The sequence below is a fragment of the Kocuria palustris genome, from assembly GCF_016907795.1.
In the GTDB taxonomy this organism is placed as follows: Bacteria; Actinomycetota; Actinomycetes; order Actinomycetales; family Micrococcaceae; genus Kocuria; species Kocuria palustris.
The window spans coordinates 1,874,641-1,890,839 of the sequence record NZ_JAFBCR010000001.1 but is presented as its reverse complement, the minus strand read 5'-3'; the positions used below and the strand labels follow the sequence as shown (position 1 = coordinate 1,890,839).

Sequence of the window (16,199 nt, the reverse complement as noted above, 5' to 3'; positions counted from 1 at the left end):
TCGATTGCGAAGTGCGAGCTCCGATGATTACGCGCGCTCGCCTGAAATGGTGATCAATCATGCAAACGAGGAGAACAACGTGAGCCAGCCGGTGTTCGGCGATACCGAGATCCAAGCACTACGCGCAATCGGGCTCACAGAGTGGGAATCTAAGGCGTACTTAGCGCTTCTCGATGAGGCCCCCGCCACTGGGTATGGGGTCGCCAAGCGATCAGGAGTGGCACGCGCTCGCATCTATGAGGTTCTCGATTCTCTCGTAACCAGAGGGGCAGCACGAGTCTCGAATGGAAAGCCGCAGAAGTTTGCGCCTACGGCCCCAGAAGAATTCCTGAAGGTTCAGCGTCGACAAACGGAGGAATCGCTTTCTCGCGCTGATGAAGTCCTTCGCAATTTCGGAGCTCGAGACGAGAGCGACAGCGTCATCTGGGATCTGCAGGGGCGCGGCGACATCCTCCTCCGTGCTCAGGACGTCATCAGTCGCGCATCAACTAGGCTCCTGTGCGAGATCTGGGAAGCCGAAGCCGATCGCTTGTATGAGGGTCTTGAGGACGCGGCCAGTCGTGGAGTCACGATCATCGTCGTCGCATATGGCACTGTCGATTTTCCATTTGCCACAGTCTTTCCGCACCCGGGAACAGACGAGGTCACCCACGGACTCGGCAGCCGCTGGTTGGTAGTCTCAGCCGATGACCGTGAGGTCGTGGCTGGAAGTGTGTCCGGCGGCGCTGAATCCCGAGCCGCCTGGACCAGGCATACCGGTCTGGTCGTGCCGATCACCGAGCTCGTGCGTCATGATCTCTATAAGTTGGAGATGCTCAATGCACATGGCGACATCCTGGAGGAGACCTTCGGCCCTGCCCTGGCGACACTGAGAGCGAAGTACGGACCTCTCGCATAAGAAGGCCGACAAGCTGATGCCCGATCGGGAAACACCCACGAGGTCGTCACGGCCCCAATCACCCATAGTATGAAGTGCGCGGGTTTGACTCCAAACTTCCTGAACGAGAACCGGATCATGCCCCCGTGAGTTCCGCGAATGACACGATCCCCCGCAGCTCCCTGTAAAGCAGGGTGTAGCGGGGCCGCTCGAACCAACGACAGCGTCACGACTAGCAACAGGTTAGGCAGGCTGATCTACAAACTGCTGCCGCCAGTGGCATTGAGGACCTGGCCGGTGGCCCATCGACCATGTTCGGAGGCTAGGCACGCAATGACGGCGGCGATGTCATCGGGCCAGCCCATGCGACTAAGCACGACGCCAGAGACCACTCCATCCCCAGCAGTCAAGCAGGTGTACAAAATCTTCACCACCCGTGTACACGCGTTGGCTGGAGCACCGGCGTTTGCCATGGTCAGCGAGTTTCATGAATCACCCACGACAGTCCCGAAGCACCCCGATCCCACAGGATCGGGGTGCTTCTGTCTGTACAGGGCCTTTTCCGCTCCGACTGCAGCCTCACCACCGCTGCGGGCCGAGGTCCCCCAGGATCACCAGGTCCACGATCCAGCCGTCGACGCCGCCCTCCTGGCCAGCGAGCTCCTCCCGTCCAGGCACGGCCCCTGAGTCGTCCAGCCGCGCGGAGCCGGGCACCACTGCCCAGGCCACTCCATCCGCAGAGACCTGCTGCCACAGGAGGCGCACCTCCTGCACTCGTTCCCCGCGCACGAGCACCCGGTGAGCGGGCGGCATACCCGGTCCGTCGTCGTCGTGGAGCACGAGGAGCCAGTCCACGGGAGCTCCGGACAGATCCTCATCCATCGTCGAGGCCGACTGGAGCGTCACCATGGCGGTCTCGTCGGCGCGCAGGGCCGATCCGCAGCACTCCTGCTCCCAGCTGCTCAGATGCGCTCGCCCACGCCGCCCGGGGAAGATCTCCATGCGCGGAGCATAGGCCCGGCCTGGCGCCGGCTCGCTCGTCTCGCAGCCTGCCCAGCGGGATTCGCCGCCCACCGTCGAGAGGACGCAGCCGACGCCTTCCCGGTCCTGAATCGCCGCCCATGCGTCCCCTCGGCGGCGCTGATCTGCAGGAGCCTGGAGAATCGCGAGAGCTGTCGGGTGCCCGGCTTCGAGCACCGATCCCGGACATCCGACAGCTCTCATCGGCGCCGGAGGTGCGGCGGTCTCTTACAGCCCGCCGTGCACGAACCGCCCTCCCACGACGGTGGCCACGACCTCGATCTCGGCGATCACATGAGTCGGCACCGCGCGGGGGTCGTCGCTGAGGACCACGAAATCCGCAAACTGACCCGAGACCAGCTGCCCCTTGTACCCGCCCCAGCCCGTGGCCTCGGCCGAGCCCGCCGTGTAGGCGTGCAGCGCCTCCTCGACCGTGAGCCGCTCGGACTCGGGCCCGTAATCCTGTCCCGCCTCGGTGCGACGCAGCACAAAGTCCCGGATCACGTCCAGCGGGCGCCCCCCGGCCACGGGCCGGTCCGAGCTGCCGGGCAGCACGAGCCCGGCGCGCAGCAGGCGTCCGGCCGGATAGGACAGGTCCACGCGCTCGTCGCCGATCCTCTCGCGCACCGATTCGCCGAAGGCGCTGATGTAGTTCGGCTGGGTGGCCATCACGACGTCGAGCTCGGCCATCCGGACCACCTGCTCATCGCGCACCACGCCGCCGTGCTCCACCCGGTGCGGCATCACGGGTGCCCCGAACTGCTCCCGGGCCTCGGCGATCACGTCGAGGGCGAAGTCCAGAGCGGCGTCGCCGATCGCGTGCATGGCCAGCGCCCACCCGCCCGCCGCTGCGGAGAGAGCGGCGCGGCGCATCTCGCCGGGATCCTGCTGCAGGTAGCCGCGCCCGTGTCCGGCGAAGCAGTAGTCCTCCGACATGGCCGCGGTCATCCCCAGCATGGCCCCATCAGTGAAGACCTTCGCCGGTCCGATCTGCAGCCACTCGTCACCGACTCCCGTGCGGATGCCCGCGCCGAGAGTGGTGTGGGTGCCGTCGTCGGGGTGGCCGTCGATCGCCTTCAGCCCGTCCAGGGTGACCATGGTCTGGAACCGGGTGCGCAGCAGCCCGGCCTCCCGTGCCCGCTGATACGCCCCGAACTCGAGCGGGCTGTGCCCGATCCAGCCGCCGGCGATCCCGGCATCGGTCACCGAGGTGATGCCCTCGGCGGCGTACTCCTGGGAGGCGCGCTCCAGGCAGCGCCCGATGTGCTCGTGGGACTCCGGCTGCAGAAGCCCCGTGACCAGGGGCATGGCGGTCTCCTCGAGCAGGCCGGTGGGCCGCCCGGCCTCGTCCGTGACGATCCGCCCGCCCTCGGGCTGCCGACGAACGGTCTCGCCGATGCCCGCCATGGCCAGCGCCGCCCCGGAGACCGTGAGCGAATGACCCGTGTTGTGCCGGATCAGCACAGGACGCCCGGCGGCGGCAGCATCCAGGCCGTCGCGATCGGGCTGGGGACCGTCGAGGTGACCGGGGTCGAAGCCCGCGCAGGTGACCCATGCCCCGGGAGCCAGCTGCGCGGCGCGGTCGCGGATCAGTCCGTAGACCTGCTGGGCGGTCCGCGCGTGCTCCAGATCGACGTCCAGGCGGGACTGCCCGAACCACACGCTGTGGGTGTGGACATCGTTGAACCCGGCGACGATCGTGCGCCCGCCGGCATCCAGGCGCTCCCGGGCGGCGAGTCCGTCCAGCTGCTCATCGATCCCCACCACGAGCCCCCGCCACACGCCCAGTCGCGTGGCCGACGGCCGGGCGGGGTCGCCGGTGACGACGGAGGCGTTGTCGATCAGCAGGTCAAGCTGCATGGGGTGGGGCTCCTGAAGCGGTCGATGGCAGGGGCAGATCCCTGCGCCGAACGGGACGGGCAGGCCGGTCGGGGCTCAGTTGCGCGGACGCACCACCGCGACGGCGCGGGTGTCCGGGGCGGTGTCTGCGACATGATCCATGGCGGCACCGACATCGCCGGTGCGCTCGTAGGCGGCGTGGATCTGCTCCCAGATCGGGGCGTTGTCCACCCCGATCGCCTTGGGGTCCAGCACGATCTCTCCGCCGGCTCGGCGCTGCCGGTCGTAGTCCTTCATCAGGCGGATGGCCGTGGGGCTGAGCAGGACCAGCGCCAGGAGGTTCACCCACGTGTACAGGCCCAGGCCGAAGTCCGCCATGGACCAAACGAACGACGAGGTCTGCACCGAGCCGAAGACCATGGACGCGGCGAGCAGCGCGCGCGCGATCCCGATGCAGATCCCCTGCGCCTTCGTGTTCGGGATGAGGTAGGCCAAGTTCGTCTCCGCGTAGAAGGAGAAGGACAGCAGCGTGGTGAAGGAGAACAGGAACACGGCGATCGCCACGAACGACGGCCCGAAAGCAGGCAGTCCGGAGTCGATCGCGAGCTGCACCCAGGCGGGGCCCTCCTCCACGCCCGGCACGTTCTCGGTGAGCAGCGACTCCTCGTCCGGGCCCAGCACGTTGAAGCTGTTGGTGGCCAAGATCATCAGACCCGTCATGGTGCACACGAACAGCGTGTCCACGTAGGCGGAGAAGGCCTGGGCGAGCCCCTGCTTGGCGGGGTGGGAGACATGGGCGGCGGCCGAGGCCTGGGCGCCGGAACCGGTGCCGATCTCGGTGGAGTACACCGCCCGACGCACGCCCCAGGCCACGGCCGCGCCGAGCAGGCCCCCGTAGACGGCGTCGGCGCCGAAGGCGCTGGAGAAGATCAGCCCGAACATGGCCGGCAGCTGAGTCCACATCATGACCATGATGATCAGCCCGACGACGATGTACGCCCCGGCCATGAACGGCACCACGAGCCCCACGGTGCGCGCCAGACGGTGCATGCCGCCGAACACGATGAGGCAGAACAGGGCGGCCATCCCCAGGCCGACCAGCAGCGGGCTCCAGCCCCAGGCCTCCGTGGTGGCCGCGGTGACGGCGTTGGCCTGGATCTGCGGACCGGTGATCACCGTGGCGAACACGGTGGCCGCGGCGTAGGCCACCGCCAGCCAGCGCCAGTTCCGGCCCAGGCCCTCCAGGATGTAGAAGGCCGGCCCGCCCCGGAACTCCCCGCGCACCTTGTGCTTGTAGAGCTGGGCCAGCGAGCTCTCCGCGACCGCCACCGGGGCGCCGAGGATGGCGGTGACCCACATCCAGAACATGGCGCCGGGCCCACCCAGGAACAGGGCCGTCGCGACGCCGGCGATGTTGCCGACGCCCACACGGCCGCCGAGCGCCATGGCGAAGGCTTGGAACGAGCTGATCCCCGCCGACGACGACCCGCCGTGGATGAGCTGGCCGACCATGTCCCGGAGCAGGCGCACCTGCGGGAAGAGCATGCGGATCGTGAAGTACAGACCGAGGGCGAGGATGCCGAAGGAGACCGGAAGGCTCCACAGGATCCCGTTCGCGGCGGTGATGAACTGTTCCATGGGAGTCCCCCGGGGGTCGTGATCAGGTCATGTGACTATAGCCACATGAGGGCTCGGCTCTGACCTCCCGCGCACCGTGGCCCCTCTGCACTGCCTCCAGAACCCGCCTCGGCCGAGGAGCCCGTGACCGCCCGCGTCCCCGTGATCGCCCTGACCGGCCACCTGGGCGCCGGGAAGACGAGCCTGCTCAACCACCTGCTGCGCGCGCCCGGCGCGCGGCTGGGTGTGATAGTCAACGACTTCGGTGAGCTCAACGTGGATGCCGCCCTGGTCTCCGGGCAGGTGATCGACGCCGTGGCCCACTTCCAGACCGTGGACACCCGCGAGACCCCACCGAACCGCTTTGCGGCGGCCACGCTGGTGGTGATCGGCAAGGCGGATCTGCTCGACGAGCAGCAGCTCGGGGCTGTCGTCGCCCGCATCTGCGAGCGCGTCCGCGCGCGCAATCCCGACGTGCCGATCGTGCGGGCCGTTCGCGGCGGCATCGACCCGGCCCTGGTCTTCGACACCGCAGCCGACGACGACCCCGTCGATCCGCTGCCCCTGGCTCGGCTGCTGCGGGAGCAGTCCGCCGCGCACCACGACCACGAGCACGCTCGGGCGGTATCGGTGCCGCTCGAGGGCCCGGTGCCCCCCGGCGCGCTGGCCGATCTGCTCGAGGAGCCGCCGCAGGGCGCCCACCGGCTCTAGGATCGCGTGCGCGTCCATGGATCGCGCGGGCGCGGCGGGTTCCGGGTCGACGTGGTAGGGCCGATGATCCGCGTGGCGCGCCTTCCCCATCCGCCGCAGCTCGGGGAGCTCGTGGTCGTGGGGCTGGAGCTGGACGCCGACGACCCCCACGCTCGCGGGAGGCGCCGCCTTCGCCTACCTGTCGGTGGTGAGCATGCTGCTGGGCTTCTTCGCCTGGTATCGCGGGCTGGGCATCGGCCCCATGGCCCAGGTCAGCCAGGTCCAGCTCGCCCAGCCGATCCTGACCCTGATCTGGGCGGCGCTGCTGCTGGGCGAGCAGCTCACCTGGCTCACCCTGCTGGGGGCGGCTGCGGTGATCGCCTGCGCCCTGTCGGCGGTGCGCGTGCGCGTGCGGTCGAAGGGCTGAGCGCACCGCAGCGAGTGCACGGAACCGAGCACGCAGCACCGCCATGGCGCAGGATGGGGCCCGGACCCTGACCACGACACCTCAGGAGGCCCCCGTGTCCCAGCCCCGCATCCACATGCTGCCCGTCGACGATGACGGCTTCCGACAGGCCATCGTCGACGGCGGAGGCCGCCTCGTGCAGGACCCGGCGGAGGCGGAGGCCGTCGTCGTCCCGTACGGGGCCGATCCGCAGGACCTGGTGGCCGCCGTCGAGCACGAGGGGATCCGGTGGGTCCAGCTGCCCTCGGCGGGCATCGAGGCCTTCGCGGAATCCATGCGCCGTCGCCCGGACATCGCCTGGACCTCGGCCAAGGGCGCCTACGCGAATCCTGTCGGCGAGCACGCGCTGGCACTGACCCTGGCCCTGCTGCGCGAGCTGCCGCGCAGGGTCGTGGCACGCAGCTGGGCCCCGCGCTCGGGGCGGTCGCTGCACGGCATGCGAGCCGTCGTGGTGGGCGCAGGCGGGACCGGGCGGCGGATCATGAACCTGCTGCACGTGTTCGACGTCGAGGTCACCGCCGTGCGCCGCCGACCCGAGGCCGTCGCGGAGGCCGATCGCACCGTGGGAGTGCACGACCTGCCGGAGATCCTCCCGTTCCAGGACGTCGTGATCGTGGCCGCCGCCCTGACCGAGGACACGCACCATCTGATCGGGCGGGCCGAGCTGGAGTCCATGCGCACCGATGCGATCCTGGTGAACATCGCCCGCGGCGGCCTGATCGACACCGAGGCCCTGGTCGCAGCCCTGGAGCGCGAGCAGATCGCCGGGGCCGCGCTCGACGTCACCGACCCCGAGCCGCTGCCCGATGGCCATCCCCTCTGGGAGCAGCAGCGGTGCCTGATCACCCCGCACACCGCGGACACCATGGAGATGATCCGCCCGCTGATCTTCGCTCGCATCGAGCGCAACCTGCGGGCCTTCGCCGCCGACGACGAGCTCGAGGGCGTGGTCGATCCGCAGGCCGGCTACTGAGTGCGCCAGCTGTGCGCCCCGCATCAGCGAGGTCGTGCAGGGCGCACGATGCAGGCCCCAGCGTGGACATCGCTCCACACCGGCCACGGATGCATCCGACTTCACTTCATGCGATTTCGCACAGGCCCCTGACCTGCGATGTCGCGCAGGAGGCCCGCCGTGGCACCCTCAGCCACCGCCGCATAGCCCCCAACCACGACGGAATGCGTCCCCCGATCTGGGGACATCCCTCGATCAGCGGCCCACGTCCGACTCCGCCATGATGGAAGTCCACTGCCGGGAACGCTCTGTGACGTGGTGCTTCGGGGCCTACCCGCCTTCGCGGCGCCCGCAGGGCCCTTCCTCGGCAGCGGGTTCGAGGCGGCTGCCCGCCGCCCTCGAGTCCGCGCAACATCCCGTCGTCGACTCCCCCATCGATCACGGACTCTGCCGCCCCGTCGTCCCGCTCCCCCGAAGCTGGACGGCCTGATCACCAGGACCTGCCCATGTCCCGCACTGACGCCCATGACCCCAGAGCCCGCTCCCGGGCCTACGCCTGCGTGACCGTCGAGTACCAGACCGTGCGCCGCGAGCCGCGCGCGGTCTTCGACGACCTGACCCGTACCAGCTTCGAGGCCTGCGCCGCCCTGGCTGACGCGGTCTTCGACGAATGCACCGAGCACGCCTCCCCAGCGGAGGCCGCCCGCGGAGGCCGTCTCCTGGCGCAGGAGGACTCGCACGTGCGCTGCGTCCTGGAGCCGGAGGGCCCCGGCAGGTATCTGCTCGGCTTCGAGGTGCCGTGCGGCCCGGGGCCCGGGCAGGGCCTGAGCCGTCTCCTGCACGCCCTCGGACTCAAGGGCGCCGGGGCTCGGACCGATCCGGCGCTGCAGGGCCGCCTGCTGTCCACGACCCACCTGATCGAGGACCTGGTGCTGGGGGTGGACACGATCTGCTCGACCGCCCCCGGGCGGCTCACCGTCGGCATCGCCGGAAGCGAGCAGGACGCCTCGATCGAGTTCATCGACGGCGTGCGGATCCTGCGGCGCATCCACCCGCGCACATGGCGGCTGCTGCACCGCGACGACGTCCAGGACCTGCTGCGGCGGATCCTGGCCCCGTTCCAGGACCCGGAGCTGTACACCCTGAACATCCGCTCGCAGCCGCCGTACGGCAGCCTGGGCGGCAACTGGACCGTCACCTCGAACGAGCAGCTGCGCCGCTTCGCCGGCGGAGGCCGTCTGGACCTGCCGGCGCTGGGGACCCCTCAGGACCTGCTGGCCTCCTGAGAGCCTCAGCGCCTCTGCAGCAGCACGGCGGTCTCGCTGTGGCCGGTGTGCGGGAACATGTCCAGCACCCGAGCCTCCACGGGCCGCCACGACGGCATGGCCGCCAGGTCGCGGGCCAGGCTGCGGGCATTGCAGCTGGAGTAGATGAGCCGCTGGACCCGCGATCCCTCCAGCCGCCCGGCCAGCTGCGCCCCCAGCCCGCGCCGCGGCGGATTCACGACCACCAGAGGCACCTCGCCCTCGAGGGAGCGCTCCACGGCGGTGGCGTCGCCGGCTGTGAAGGTCACCGCGCCCGGGCCCGAGGACGGCAGCCCCATCTCGGCGGCCGCCTGCCGCGCGGCCTCGACCGCTTCGGCGGAGATCTCCACGCCGCGCACCCTCCGGCCCGGAGCCGCCAGATGCAGCGCGAAGCCGCCGACCCCGCAGTACAGGTCCACGACCTCCGCGGGCTCGAGCTCGCGCGTCCACAGAACGGCCTGGCGGTAGAGAGCGGCGGCCACCTCGGTGTTGGTCTGGAAGAACGAGCGCGGCCGCAGCCGCAGCGGGATGCCGTTGATCGGCATGCGCAGGCTGTCGCCGTCGGTGAGCACGTGCTCCACGGGGCCCTCGAGCACCGCCTGGTGCTCGGGCTGCAGGTTGGCGGTGACCACGCGCAGCCCCGGCAGGGCCTCGAGCAGCAGGTCCAGGTGCTCGCGGATGCGCCCGAGCATCTTCGCGGAGCGCAGGACGAAGCGCACCATCAGCTCGCCGTCGGGCGAGGCGGTCACCAGCAGGTGCTTGAGCTCGCCGCGGGCCTTGGGGACGTCGTAGGGCAACAGGCGCAGCTGGGTGCAGAACGCCGCCAGGATCGGCAGGGCCTGCCCGATCGGCTCGGGGTACAGAGGGCACTCGCGCAGGTCGATGCCGCGGCCCCAAGGATCCAGGATCCCCAGTGTGGGGCGCTGGACGGTGCCCGCCACGACCATCTTGGCCTTGTTGCGGAAGCCCGACTCCGCGCTGGCCACGGGCTCCAGCCACGTGAGCCCGCTGAGATCGACGCCTCCTTCGTCCAGCAGCGCGCGGACCCCGTCCTGCTTGGCCCTCAGCTGCTGCGCATAGGGTTGGTCTATCAGGGTGCAGGAATCGCACAGCCCTCGGTCGTGATAGTCGCAGCGCACGGCTCAGAACCCTATCGGCAACGCAGACCCCGCAAGGAGGCGACCATGGCGCACAAGCCCCGGCCCGCGCCCTCGCCTGCCGTCATGCGCGGCCGACGCGACCCCGCGCGGTCCGTCGAGCCCGTCGACTGGACCCCGGCCCCGACCCGCAGGGCCCAGCAGGCTCAGGCGGAGGCCGAGCAGCAGCGGCGCCTGCGGGAGGAGCAGCAGCGCCTGGCCCGGCAGCGCCACCAGATCGCCGCCAGGATCAGCGCCGGCCCCTCCGCCGCAGCCCCTCGGCCCCCCGCGGAGGCCCTCTACACCGTGGACTCCGGGGCCCCGGCCCCCACGGCCCGCGGCTCGCGGGTGCGCCTGTCCGAGGACCGGGTCCATGTGGTGGGCGCCTGGGAGGCCACGCTCGCGCAGCTGCAGGAGGCCGTCGATGCCCCCGACGACGTCTGGACGGTCGACCTGGGCCGCACGGACCACTTCCTGCGCGGCGAGCTGTGCGTCCAGGTGACCCGCGCCGAGGGCGTCGTGGTGGGGATCTTCCGCTCCGGCTGGGCCACGGCCCGGCGCCCCGAGCAGCCGCTGCCGGAGGAGCCGGGCTCGGCCCCGCGCGCGTCGGGCAAGCAGGGGACCCGCTACCCCACCACCCAGCGGGATCTGCTCGAGCGGCTGCGAGCGGCCGGCTTCAAGGTCACGACCTCCGGGCCCACGCACGGGAAGATCACCCACCCCGAGCACCCGGGACGCTTCCTGCCCTTCGCCTCCACGCCGTCGACCAGCAGGCACGGCCGTCACATGGTCACCGCGGTGCGCCGCGTCTTCGGGATCGACCTGCGCGATCGGCCCTGAACAGCCCCCCGCGCGCATGTCGATAAGATCGGGTGCGTGAAAGCCCTGCTCCTGGAGAACATCCACACCGAAGCCGAAGACATCCTGCGCCGCCACGGGGTCGAGGTCGAGACCCGGGCCGGCGCCCTGGACGAGGACGAGCTGATCGAGGCTCTGGAGGGAGTCGATCTGCTCGGCATCCGCTCCAAGACCCAGGTCACCCGCCGCGTGTTCGAGGCCAGACCCGACCTCATGGCGGTCGGAGCGTTCTGCATCGGCACGAACCAGATCGACCTGGAGGCCGCCTCGGACACCGCAACCCCGTGCTTCAACGCCCCGTACTCCAACACCCGCTCGGTCGTGGAGCTGGCGATCAGCGAGATCATCGCCCTGGCCCGCCACCTCACCGACAAGAACCGGGACATGCACGCCGGGCTGTGGAACAAGTCCGCCAAGGGAGCCCATGAGGTCCGCGGCCGCACCCTGGGCCTGATCGGCTACGGCAACATCGGCAAGCAGCTCTCGGTGCTCGCCGAGGCGATCGGCATGCACGTCTACTTCTACGACGTCCGCGACGAGCTGCCCATGGGCAACGCCCGCAAGTGCGCCACCCTGGACGAGCTCTTCGAGAAGGCCGAGTGCATCTCCGTGCACGTCGACGGCCGCGGCTCCAACAAGGAGCTCATCGGCCGCGCCGAGTTCGAGAAGATGCGCCCGCGCACCCTGTTCCTGAACCTCTCGCGCGGCCACGTGGTCGACATCGACGCCCTGCACGACGCCCTGGCCTCCGGGCACATCGCCGGGGCCGGGATCGACGTCTACCCGGAGGAGCCCAAGGCCGCCGGCGAGGCCTTCGAGTCCCCGCTGCAGGGCCTGCCCAACGTGATCCTCACGCCGCATGTGGGCGGTTCGACCGCCGAGGCGCAGGAGAACATCGGGCAGTTCGTGGCCGGCAAGCTGCTGGACTACACCGAGAACGGCTCGACTGAGCTGTCGGTGAACTTCCCTGAGGTCACGCTGACCCCGATCAAGACCGGAGTGCGCCTGCTGCACGTCCACGAGAACGTCCCGGGCGTCCTGTCCGCGGTGAACAGCGTCTTCTCGCAGCAGCAGGTGAATGTTGACCGCCAGGCCCTGGTCACCCAGGGGGCGACCGGCTACCTGGTCACCGACTGCTCCTCCGGGGTCACCCGGGAGGTCATCGACGAGATCCTGGGGCTCGAGGCCACCAAGCGCCTGGCCACGATCCAGGCCGACTGACCGGCAGCGTCCCGCACCGAGGCTCCCAGCGCCGCTCGCACCCTGCGATCCAGCAACCCGAGTGCGCGCTGGGAGCCTCCTGCAGATAGGCTGAGGTGCCACCCGTCACACCTGCGATGCGGAGGCCTCCATGCCGAACTTGCCCTGGTCCGCTCCCGGACCGAACGACGACGCCCACCCGGATCATCCCCGCGGAGGCTCCACGCCCGTGGGGCACAAGGTCCCCGGCGATCACCTGATCGGCCAGGAGGCCGATCCGCGGCGCAACGAAGAGATCGATCAGCTCTCCCCGGGTCAGCGCGAGCCCGCCAAGCCCACCCGCACGGTGCAGATCCAGTGGCTCGGCCTGGCCGTCGGCCTGGTCCTGGGAATCCTGGTCTACCTGGTCATGCCCGGCGACGTCCCCCAGGAGGCGCGCCTGACCGCCGCCACGGCTGTGCTCATGGCCGTGTGGTGGATGACCGAGGCGCTGCCCATCCCCGCAACGGCTCTGGTCCCGCTGATCGTCTTCCCCACCCTGGGCTCCACGCCCCTGGACGACGTCGGCGCCTCCTACGGCAACAACGTCATCTTCCTGTTCATGGGCGGCTTCCTGCTGGCGCTGGCCATGCAGCGCTGGAACCTGCACCGGCGCATGGCCCTGCTCACGGTCCGGCTGATCGGCACCAGGCCCCCGCAGATGATCGCGGGATTCATGATCGCCACGGGCTTTCTGTCCATGTGGGTCTCGAACACCGCCACCGCGGTCATGATGCTGCCCATCGGCATCTCGGTGCTGCTGCTGGTCAACAAGACATCGGATGCCCTCGACGACCCCGTCGACGCCGATGAGGACGCGGCTGCGACCCCCGTGAAGTCCAACTTCGGCACGGCCCTGATGCTCGGCATCGCCTACGCCGCCTCGATCGGCTCCCTCGGCACGATCATCGGCACCCCGCCCAACACCCTGCTGGTGGGTTACATGGCCTCCGAGCACGACGTCCAGATCGGCTTCGGGCAGTGGATGATCGTGGGCGTCCCGCTGGCCGTCGTCCTGATGGCCGCGTGCTGGTTCCTGCTGACCAAGGTCCTGTTCAAGCCCGAGATCGACGAGATCCCCGGCGGCCGGAAGCTGATCGACGACGAGCTGGCCAAGCTCGGCACCACCTCCGCCGGGGAGAGGCGCGTGCTGGTGATCTTCGTGCTGGCGGCACTGGCCTGGGTCTTCGTCCCGCTCGTCACGGACTGGGTCGGAGCGGACAGCCCGCCGATCACCGATGCGGGCATCGCCATTGCGGTGGGCGTGCTGCTCTTCCTGCTGCCGGCGGGTGCTGCGCGCGGCGTGCGGCTGCTCGACTGGGACTCCGCGCTCAGGCTCCCCTGGGGCGTCCTGCTGCTGTTCGGCGGAGGCCTGGCCCTGTCGGCGCAGTTCTCGTCGTCGGGCCTGACCGAGTGGATCGGCGAGGTCGCTTCCGGGCTCGGCGGGCTTCCTGTCGTGCTGCTCGTGGTCCTGTTCGCGGCGGGGATCCTGTTCCTGACGGAGCTGACCTCCAACACCGCGACCGCAGCGACCTTCCTGCCCGTGGCCGGCGGCATCGCCATGGGCATGGGCATGGATCCGCTGCTGCTGGCCATCCCGGTGGCCCTGGCTGCGACCTGCGCCTTCATGCTCCCGGTGGCCACCCCGCCCAATGCGATCGCCTACGGCTCGGGCTACGTCTCGATCCCGCAGATGATCAAGGGCGGCATCTGGCTGAACCTCTTCGGCCTGGTGCTCATCACCGCGGTGACCATGACGCTGGCCGTCTGGGTCTTCGGGATCGCCTTCTGATCCCTGACCTGCACGAGGAAGCCCGTCCCCGCCATCACGGCGGGGGCGGCCTTCGTCGTGCGCAGGGTCCCGATCAGCGGTCGACGCCGATGACGTCGCCGCTGCTCGCGTCCACGTCCACGTCGATCTCGTCGTCGAACTCGACCTGCCAGGCGATCGAGCCGTCGTCCTCGTCCAGCGAGACCTCGGTGATGGTGCCGTCCTGGTCGGCGGAGGCCGCCTCGATGGCATCGGCCATGGACACCTCGACCGAGGCGGGATCCACGTCCTGATCCTCCTGCTCGGTCTCGGTGACCTCGGTGGACAGGTCCTCGCTGACGCGGACCTCCTGCTCGTCGGAGCCCTCGACCACGGTGACCTTCCAGCCGGCGGCGCCCTTCTCCTCGATGGTCACGGCCGTGGAGCCGTCGAGCGTGCCCTCGGCCGCGCCCAGGATCTCGTCGAGCTGCGCGGAGTCCGCGGGGACGCCCGAGCCGGCGGCGACGCCGCCGGCGGCGGAGGAGCCCTCCGAGGCGCCCGCCGACGCGTCATCGGAGGCGTCGTCCGAGGCATCGTCGGACGCGTCATCAGAAGCCTCCTCAGAGGCGCCGTCGGACGCGTCGTTCGAGGCCTCATCGGAGGCGTCGTCGGATGCCTCCTCCGAGGCATCGTCCGAGCTCTGCTCGCTGGCATCGTCGGAGGCGTCCGTCGAGGCGTCGTCGCTGGTCTCCTGGGACTGCGACTGCGAGGAATCGGCCCCGTCATCCGAGTCGACGTCGTCGGCGGCGCTGCAGCCGGCGAGCAGGAGGGCGCTCAGCCCGAGCACCGGCAGCGCCAGGCTCAGCGAGCGGCTGCGCCGACGGCGACCGACGCCGACCGCCGATGCCATGACATCGTCGGGCAGGGAAGCATTCACGCGCTGATCAGCATTCTTGGTATCCATGGCCCCACCTTGGCCCAGTCGACGGGCGAGCTCAAGGGCCAGGGCATCGGCTTGCCGCCGCCGTCTCAGCTGGCACTCATCTGCACTCCACCGGGCACTCATCCTCCTGTGACTGAATCTGCATCCCGGCAGTCCTCGGTGCGTCTCCGTCAGCACCATCTACTATCTTGAGACCATGCTCGCACCCTGTCGGGCTGGACCGCCCTGCATCACCCGAGCCCCGTGGAAGGAGGCGCATGGGATTCCTCGACAACCTAGAACGCGGCATCGAGAAGGCCGTGCGCACCGCGTTCTCCACGGGATCGCGGCGACGCATCGAAGCAGTGGAGATCGCCAGCGCGCTGCGTCGCGAGCTCGACGAGCACTCGTTCACGATCTCGGCGGGGCGCACCATGGCGCCCAACGACTTCATCGTCGAGTTCTCGGACGAGGACTTCCCCCGCGCCCAGGAATGGGGCACCCCGCTGGCGGAGGAGCTGTGCGAGGTCGTCATCAAGCACGCCCGCTCGCAGGCCTACACGCTGCAGGGTTCCGTCCGCGTCTCGTTCACCCGCAATCCGGAGATCGAGCGCGGCAGCTTCGAGATCATCTCCTCGGCCCGCCGCACGAGCACCGAGGACGCCGCCCCGAGCCCGTCAGCCGCTCGTGAGGCTCCTCGTCCCGCACGGCCCGCCGGGACTCCGCACCGCACGCCTGAGAACTGGGTGCCGGTGCTGGACATCGACGGCCAGCGCCTGAGCGTGGAGGCCGACTCGATCATCCTGGGCCGCTCCTCCGGCGCGGACATCACCGTCGAAGACACCGGGGTCTCACGCCAGCATCTGGAGATCCGCCGCGAGGGGGAGCACTGGCTCGCCGTGGACCTCGGCTCGACCAACGGCTCCTTGGTGGACGGCCAGCGCCTGCGCGGACGCACCGAGCTCGTCAACGGCGCGGTCATCGAGATGGGCCGCACCCGCATCGTCTTCCGGCTCGTCGCCCCCAGGAGGAATCGGAAGAATGTCTGAGCTGACCGTCACGCTGCTGCGCTTCGGGTTCCTGGCACTGCTGTGGGTCATGATCCTGGCCGTGGTCCTCACGCAGGGCCGCGACCTCTCCGTGGACCGGCGCCGCCGCAGGTCCTCCGCGCGCAGCGGGCAGCAGCGGCGCGGCGCCGCCCCAGCACCCGCTGCGGCCGGGCCTGCGCCCCGTCATCTCCCCAGCACCCTCGTGGTCCTCCAGGGCCCCACCGGCGGGCGGGCGCACCAGCTCGGCAGCGCCCCCGTGACCATGGGCCGCTCCTCCGAGTGCGACATCCCCCTGGAGGACGACTACGCCTCCGGCCGCCACGCCCGCCTGTTCCCGCAGGGCTCGCGCTGGTTCCTGGAGGATCTGGGCTCGACCAACGGCACCTACATCGACGAGCAGCGCCTGACCCGCGCCGTCCCCGTCGACGCCGGCCGCCCCTTCCGCGTGGGCAAGTCCGTGCTGGAACTGAGGGCCTGACC

At 70.2% G+C, this 16,199-nt stretch carries 14 protein-coding genes and 1 pseudogene; 10 read left to right on the top strand and 5 right to left on the bottom strand.

From position 1 onward, the window contains the following. Positions 1 to 79: 79 nt before the first annotated feature. Positions 80 to 898, top strand: coding sequence for a TrmB family transcriptional regulator (locus tag JOE55_RS08435; RefSeq protein ID WP_197459153.1), 819 nt, complete (start codon positions 80 to 82; stop codon positions 896 to 898). Positions 899 to 1,456: 558 nt separating this feature from the next. On the opposite strand, the gene JOE55_RS08430 is transcribed toward JOE55_RS08435, so the two are convergent. From JOE55_RS08430 to JOE55_RS08420, 3 genes are all read right to left on the bottom strand, one after another. Next, complete coding sequence (locus tag JOE55_RS08430; RefSeq protein ID WP_204782624.1) at positions 1,457 to 1,879, bottom strand: hypothetical protein; 423 nt, start codon at positions 1,877 to 1,879, stop codon at positions 1,457 to 1,459. 246 nt (positions 1,880 to 2,125) lie between these two features. Further along, positions 2,126 to 3,757 carry an amidohydrolase gene (locus JOE55_RS08425; RefSeq protein ID WP_204782623.1) on the bottom strand — a complete coding sequence of 544 codons (1,632 nt, stop codon included), beginning with the start codon at positions 3,755 to 3,757 and terminating at the stop codon, positions 2,126 to 2,128. A gap of 75 nt (positions 3,758 to 3,832) precedes the next feature. Beyond that, entirely contained in the window at positions 3,833 to 5,374 is a 1,542-nt protein-coding gene (locus JOE55_RS08420; RefSeq protein ID WP_061711829.1) for an alanine/glycine:cation symporter family protein, read from the bottom strand. A 123-nt stretch (positions 5,375 to 5,497) separates the two neighbouring features. Here JOE55_RS08420 and JOE55_RS08415 point away from each other — a divergent pair, with 123 nt between their 5' ends. From JOE55_RS08415 to JOE55_RS08400, 4 genes and pseudogenes are all read left to right on the top strand, one after another. Beyond that, entirely contained in the window at positions 5,498 to 6,064 is a 567-nt protein-coding gene (locus tag JOE55_RS08415) for a GTP-binding protein (protein ID WP_338125464.1), read from the top strand. Positions 6,065 to 6,227: 163 nt separating this feature from the next. Further along, positions 6,228 to 6,470 (top strand): annotated as a pseudogene (locus tag JOE55_RS08410) (EamA family transporter); the annotation flags it as partial. Positions 6,471 to 6,564: 94 nt separating this feature from the next. Further along, positions 6,565 to 7,482, top strand: coding sequence for an NAD(P)-dependent oxidoreductase (locus JOE55_RS08405; protein WP_204782622.1), 918 nt, complete (start codon positions 6,565 to 6,567; stop codon positions 7,480 to 7,482). Positions 7,483 to 7,967: 485 nt separating this feature from the next. Next, complete coding sequence (locus tag JOE55_RS08400; RefSeq protein WP_204782621.1) at positions 7,968 to 8,747, top strand: hypothetical protein; 780 nt, start codon at positions 7,968 to 7,970, stop codon at positions 8,745 to 8,747. A gap of 5 nt (positions 8,748 to 8,752) precedes the next feature. Here the strand turns inward: JOE55_RS08400 and rlmC are convergent, their stop codons facing one another. After that, positions 8,753 to 9,904: a 23S rRNA (uracil(747)-C(5))-methyltransferase RlmC gene (gene rlmC, locus JOE55_RS08395; RefSeq protein ID WP_204782620.1), complete on the bottom strand. Its 1,152-nt coding sequence runs from the start codon at positions 9,902 to 9,904 to the stop codon at positions 8,753 to 8,755. Positions 9,905 to 9,949: 45 nt separating this feature from the next. On the opposite strand from rlmC, the gene JOE55_RS08390 reads away from it, so the two are divergent. The 3 genes from JOE55_RS08390 to JOE55_RS08380 all read left to right on the top strand — a co-directional run bounded on the left by JOE55_RS08390 (position 9,950) and on the right by JOE55_RS08380 (position 13,790). Beyond that, positions 9,950 to 10,741, top strand: coding sequence for a hypothetical protein (locus JOE55_RS08390; RefSeq protein ID WP_204782619.1), 792 nt, complete (start codon positions 9,950 to 9,952; stop codon positions 10,739 to 10,741). A 36-nt stretch (positions 10,742 to 10,777) separates the two neighbouring features. Beyond that, the gene (gene serA, locus JOE55_RS08385) at positions 10,778 to 11,980 is read left to right on the top strand and encodes a phosphoglycerate dehydrogenase (protein WP_006213721.1); all 1,203 of its coding nucleotides are present in this window, start codon (positions 10,778 to 10,780) and stop codon (positions 11,978 to 11,980) included. A 130-nt stretch (positions 11,981 to 12,110) separates the two neighbouring features. Then, the gene (locus JOE55_RS08380; RefSeq protein WP_239546544.1) at positions 12,111 to 13,790 is read left to right on the top strand and encodes an SLC13 family permease; all 1,680 of its coding nucleotides are present in this window, start codon (positions 12,111 to 12,113) and stop codon (positions 13,788 to 13,790) included. A 73-nt stretch (positions 13,791 to 13,863) separates the two neighbouring features. On the opposite strand, the gene JOE55_RS08375 is transcribed toward JOE55_RS08380, so the two are convergent. Beyond that, the gene (locus JOE55_RS08375; RefSeq protein WP_204782618.1) at positions 13,864 to 14,712 is read right to left on the bottom strand and encodes a PepSY domain-containing protein; all 849 of its coding nucleotides are present in this window, start codon (positions 14,710 to 14,712) and stop codon (positions 13,864 to 13,866) included. A 236-nt stretch (positions 14,713 to 14,948) separates the two neighbouring features. Between JOE55_RS08375 and JOE55_RS08370 the strand changes: the two genes are divergently transcribed. Further along, the gene (locus JOE55_RS08370) at positions 14,949 to 15,719 is read left to right on the top strand and encodes an FhaA domain-containing protein (protein WP_006213724.1); all 771 of its coding nucleotides are present in this window, start codon (positions 14,949 to 14,951) and stop codon (positions 15,717 to 15,719) included. Next, positions 15,712 to 16,197, top strand: a complete 486-nt coding sequence (locus tag JOE55_RS08365) for an FHA domain-containing protein FhaB/FipA (protein ID WP_204782617.1) — start codon at positions 15,712 to 15,714, stop codon at positions 16,195 to 16,197. Before JOE55_RS08370 ends, JOE55_RS08365 begins: the two co-directional genes overlap by 8 nt. Positions 16,198 to 16,199 lie beyond the last annotated feature (2 nt).

Bases quoted from the DNA above. Each gene is read 5' to 3' on its own strand.
- JOE55_RS08420 (WP_061711829.1), bottom strand. From the start codon at position 5,374: ATGGAACAGTTCATCACCGCCGCGAACGGGATCCTGTGGAGCCTTCCG.
- JOE55_RS08375 (WP_204782618.1), bottom strand. From the start codon at position 14,712: ATGGATACCAAGAATGCTGATCAGCGCGTGAATGCTTCCCTGCCCGAC.
- JOE55_RS08365 (WP_204782617.1), top strand. From the start codon at position 15,712: ATGTCTGAGCTGACCGTCACGCTGCTGCGCTTCGGGTTCCTGGCACTG.
- JOE55_RS08425 (WP_204782623.1), bottom strand. From the start codon at position 3,757: ATGCAGCTTGACCTGCTGATCGACAACGCCTCCGTCGTCACCGGCGAC.
- JOE55_RS08430 (WP_204782624.1), bottom strand. From the start codon at position 1,879: ATGGAGATCTTCCCCGGGCGGCGTGGGCGAGCGCATCTGAGCAGCTGG.
- JOE55_RS08390 (WP_204782619.1), top strand. From the start codon at position 9,950: ATGGCGCACAAGCCCCGGCCCGCGCCCTCGCCTGCCGTCATGCGCGGC.
- JOE55_RS08370 (WP_006213724.1), top strand. From the start codon at position 14,949: ATGGGATTCCTCGACAACCTAGAACGCGGCATCGAGAAGGCCGTGCGC.
- JOE55_RS08400 (WP_204782621.1), top strand. From the start codon at position 7,968: ATGTCCCGCACTGACGCCCATGACCCCAGAGCCCGCTCCCGGGCCTAC.
- JOE55_RS08380 (WP_239546544.1), top strand. From the start codon at position 12,111: ATGCCGAACTTGCCCTGGTCCGCTCCCGGACCGAACGACGACGCCCAC.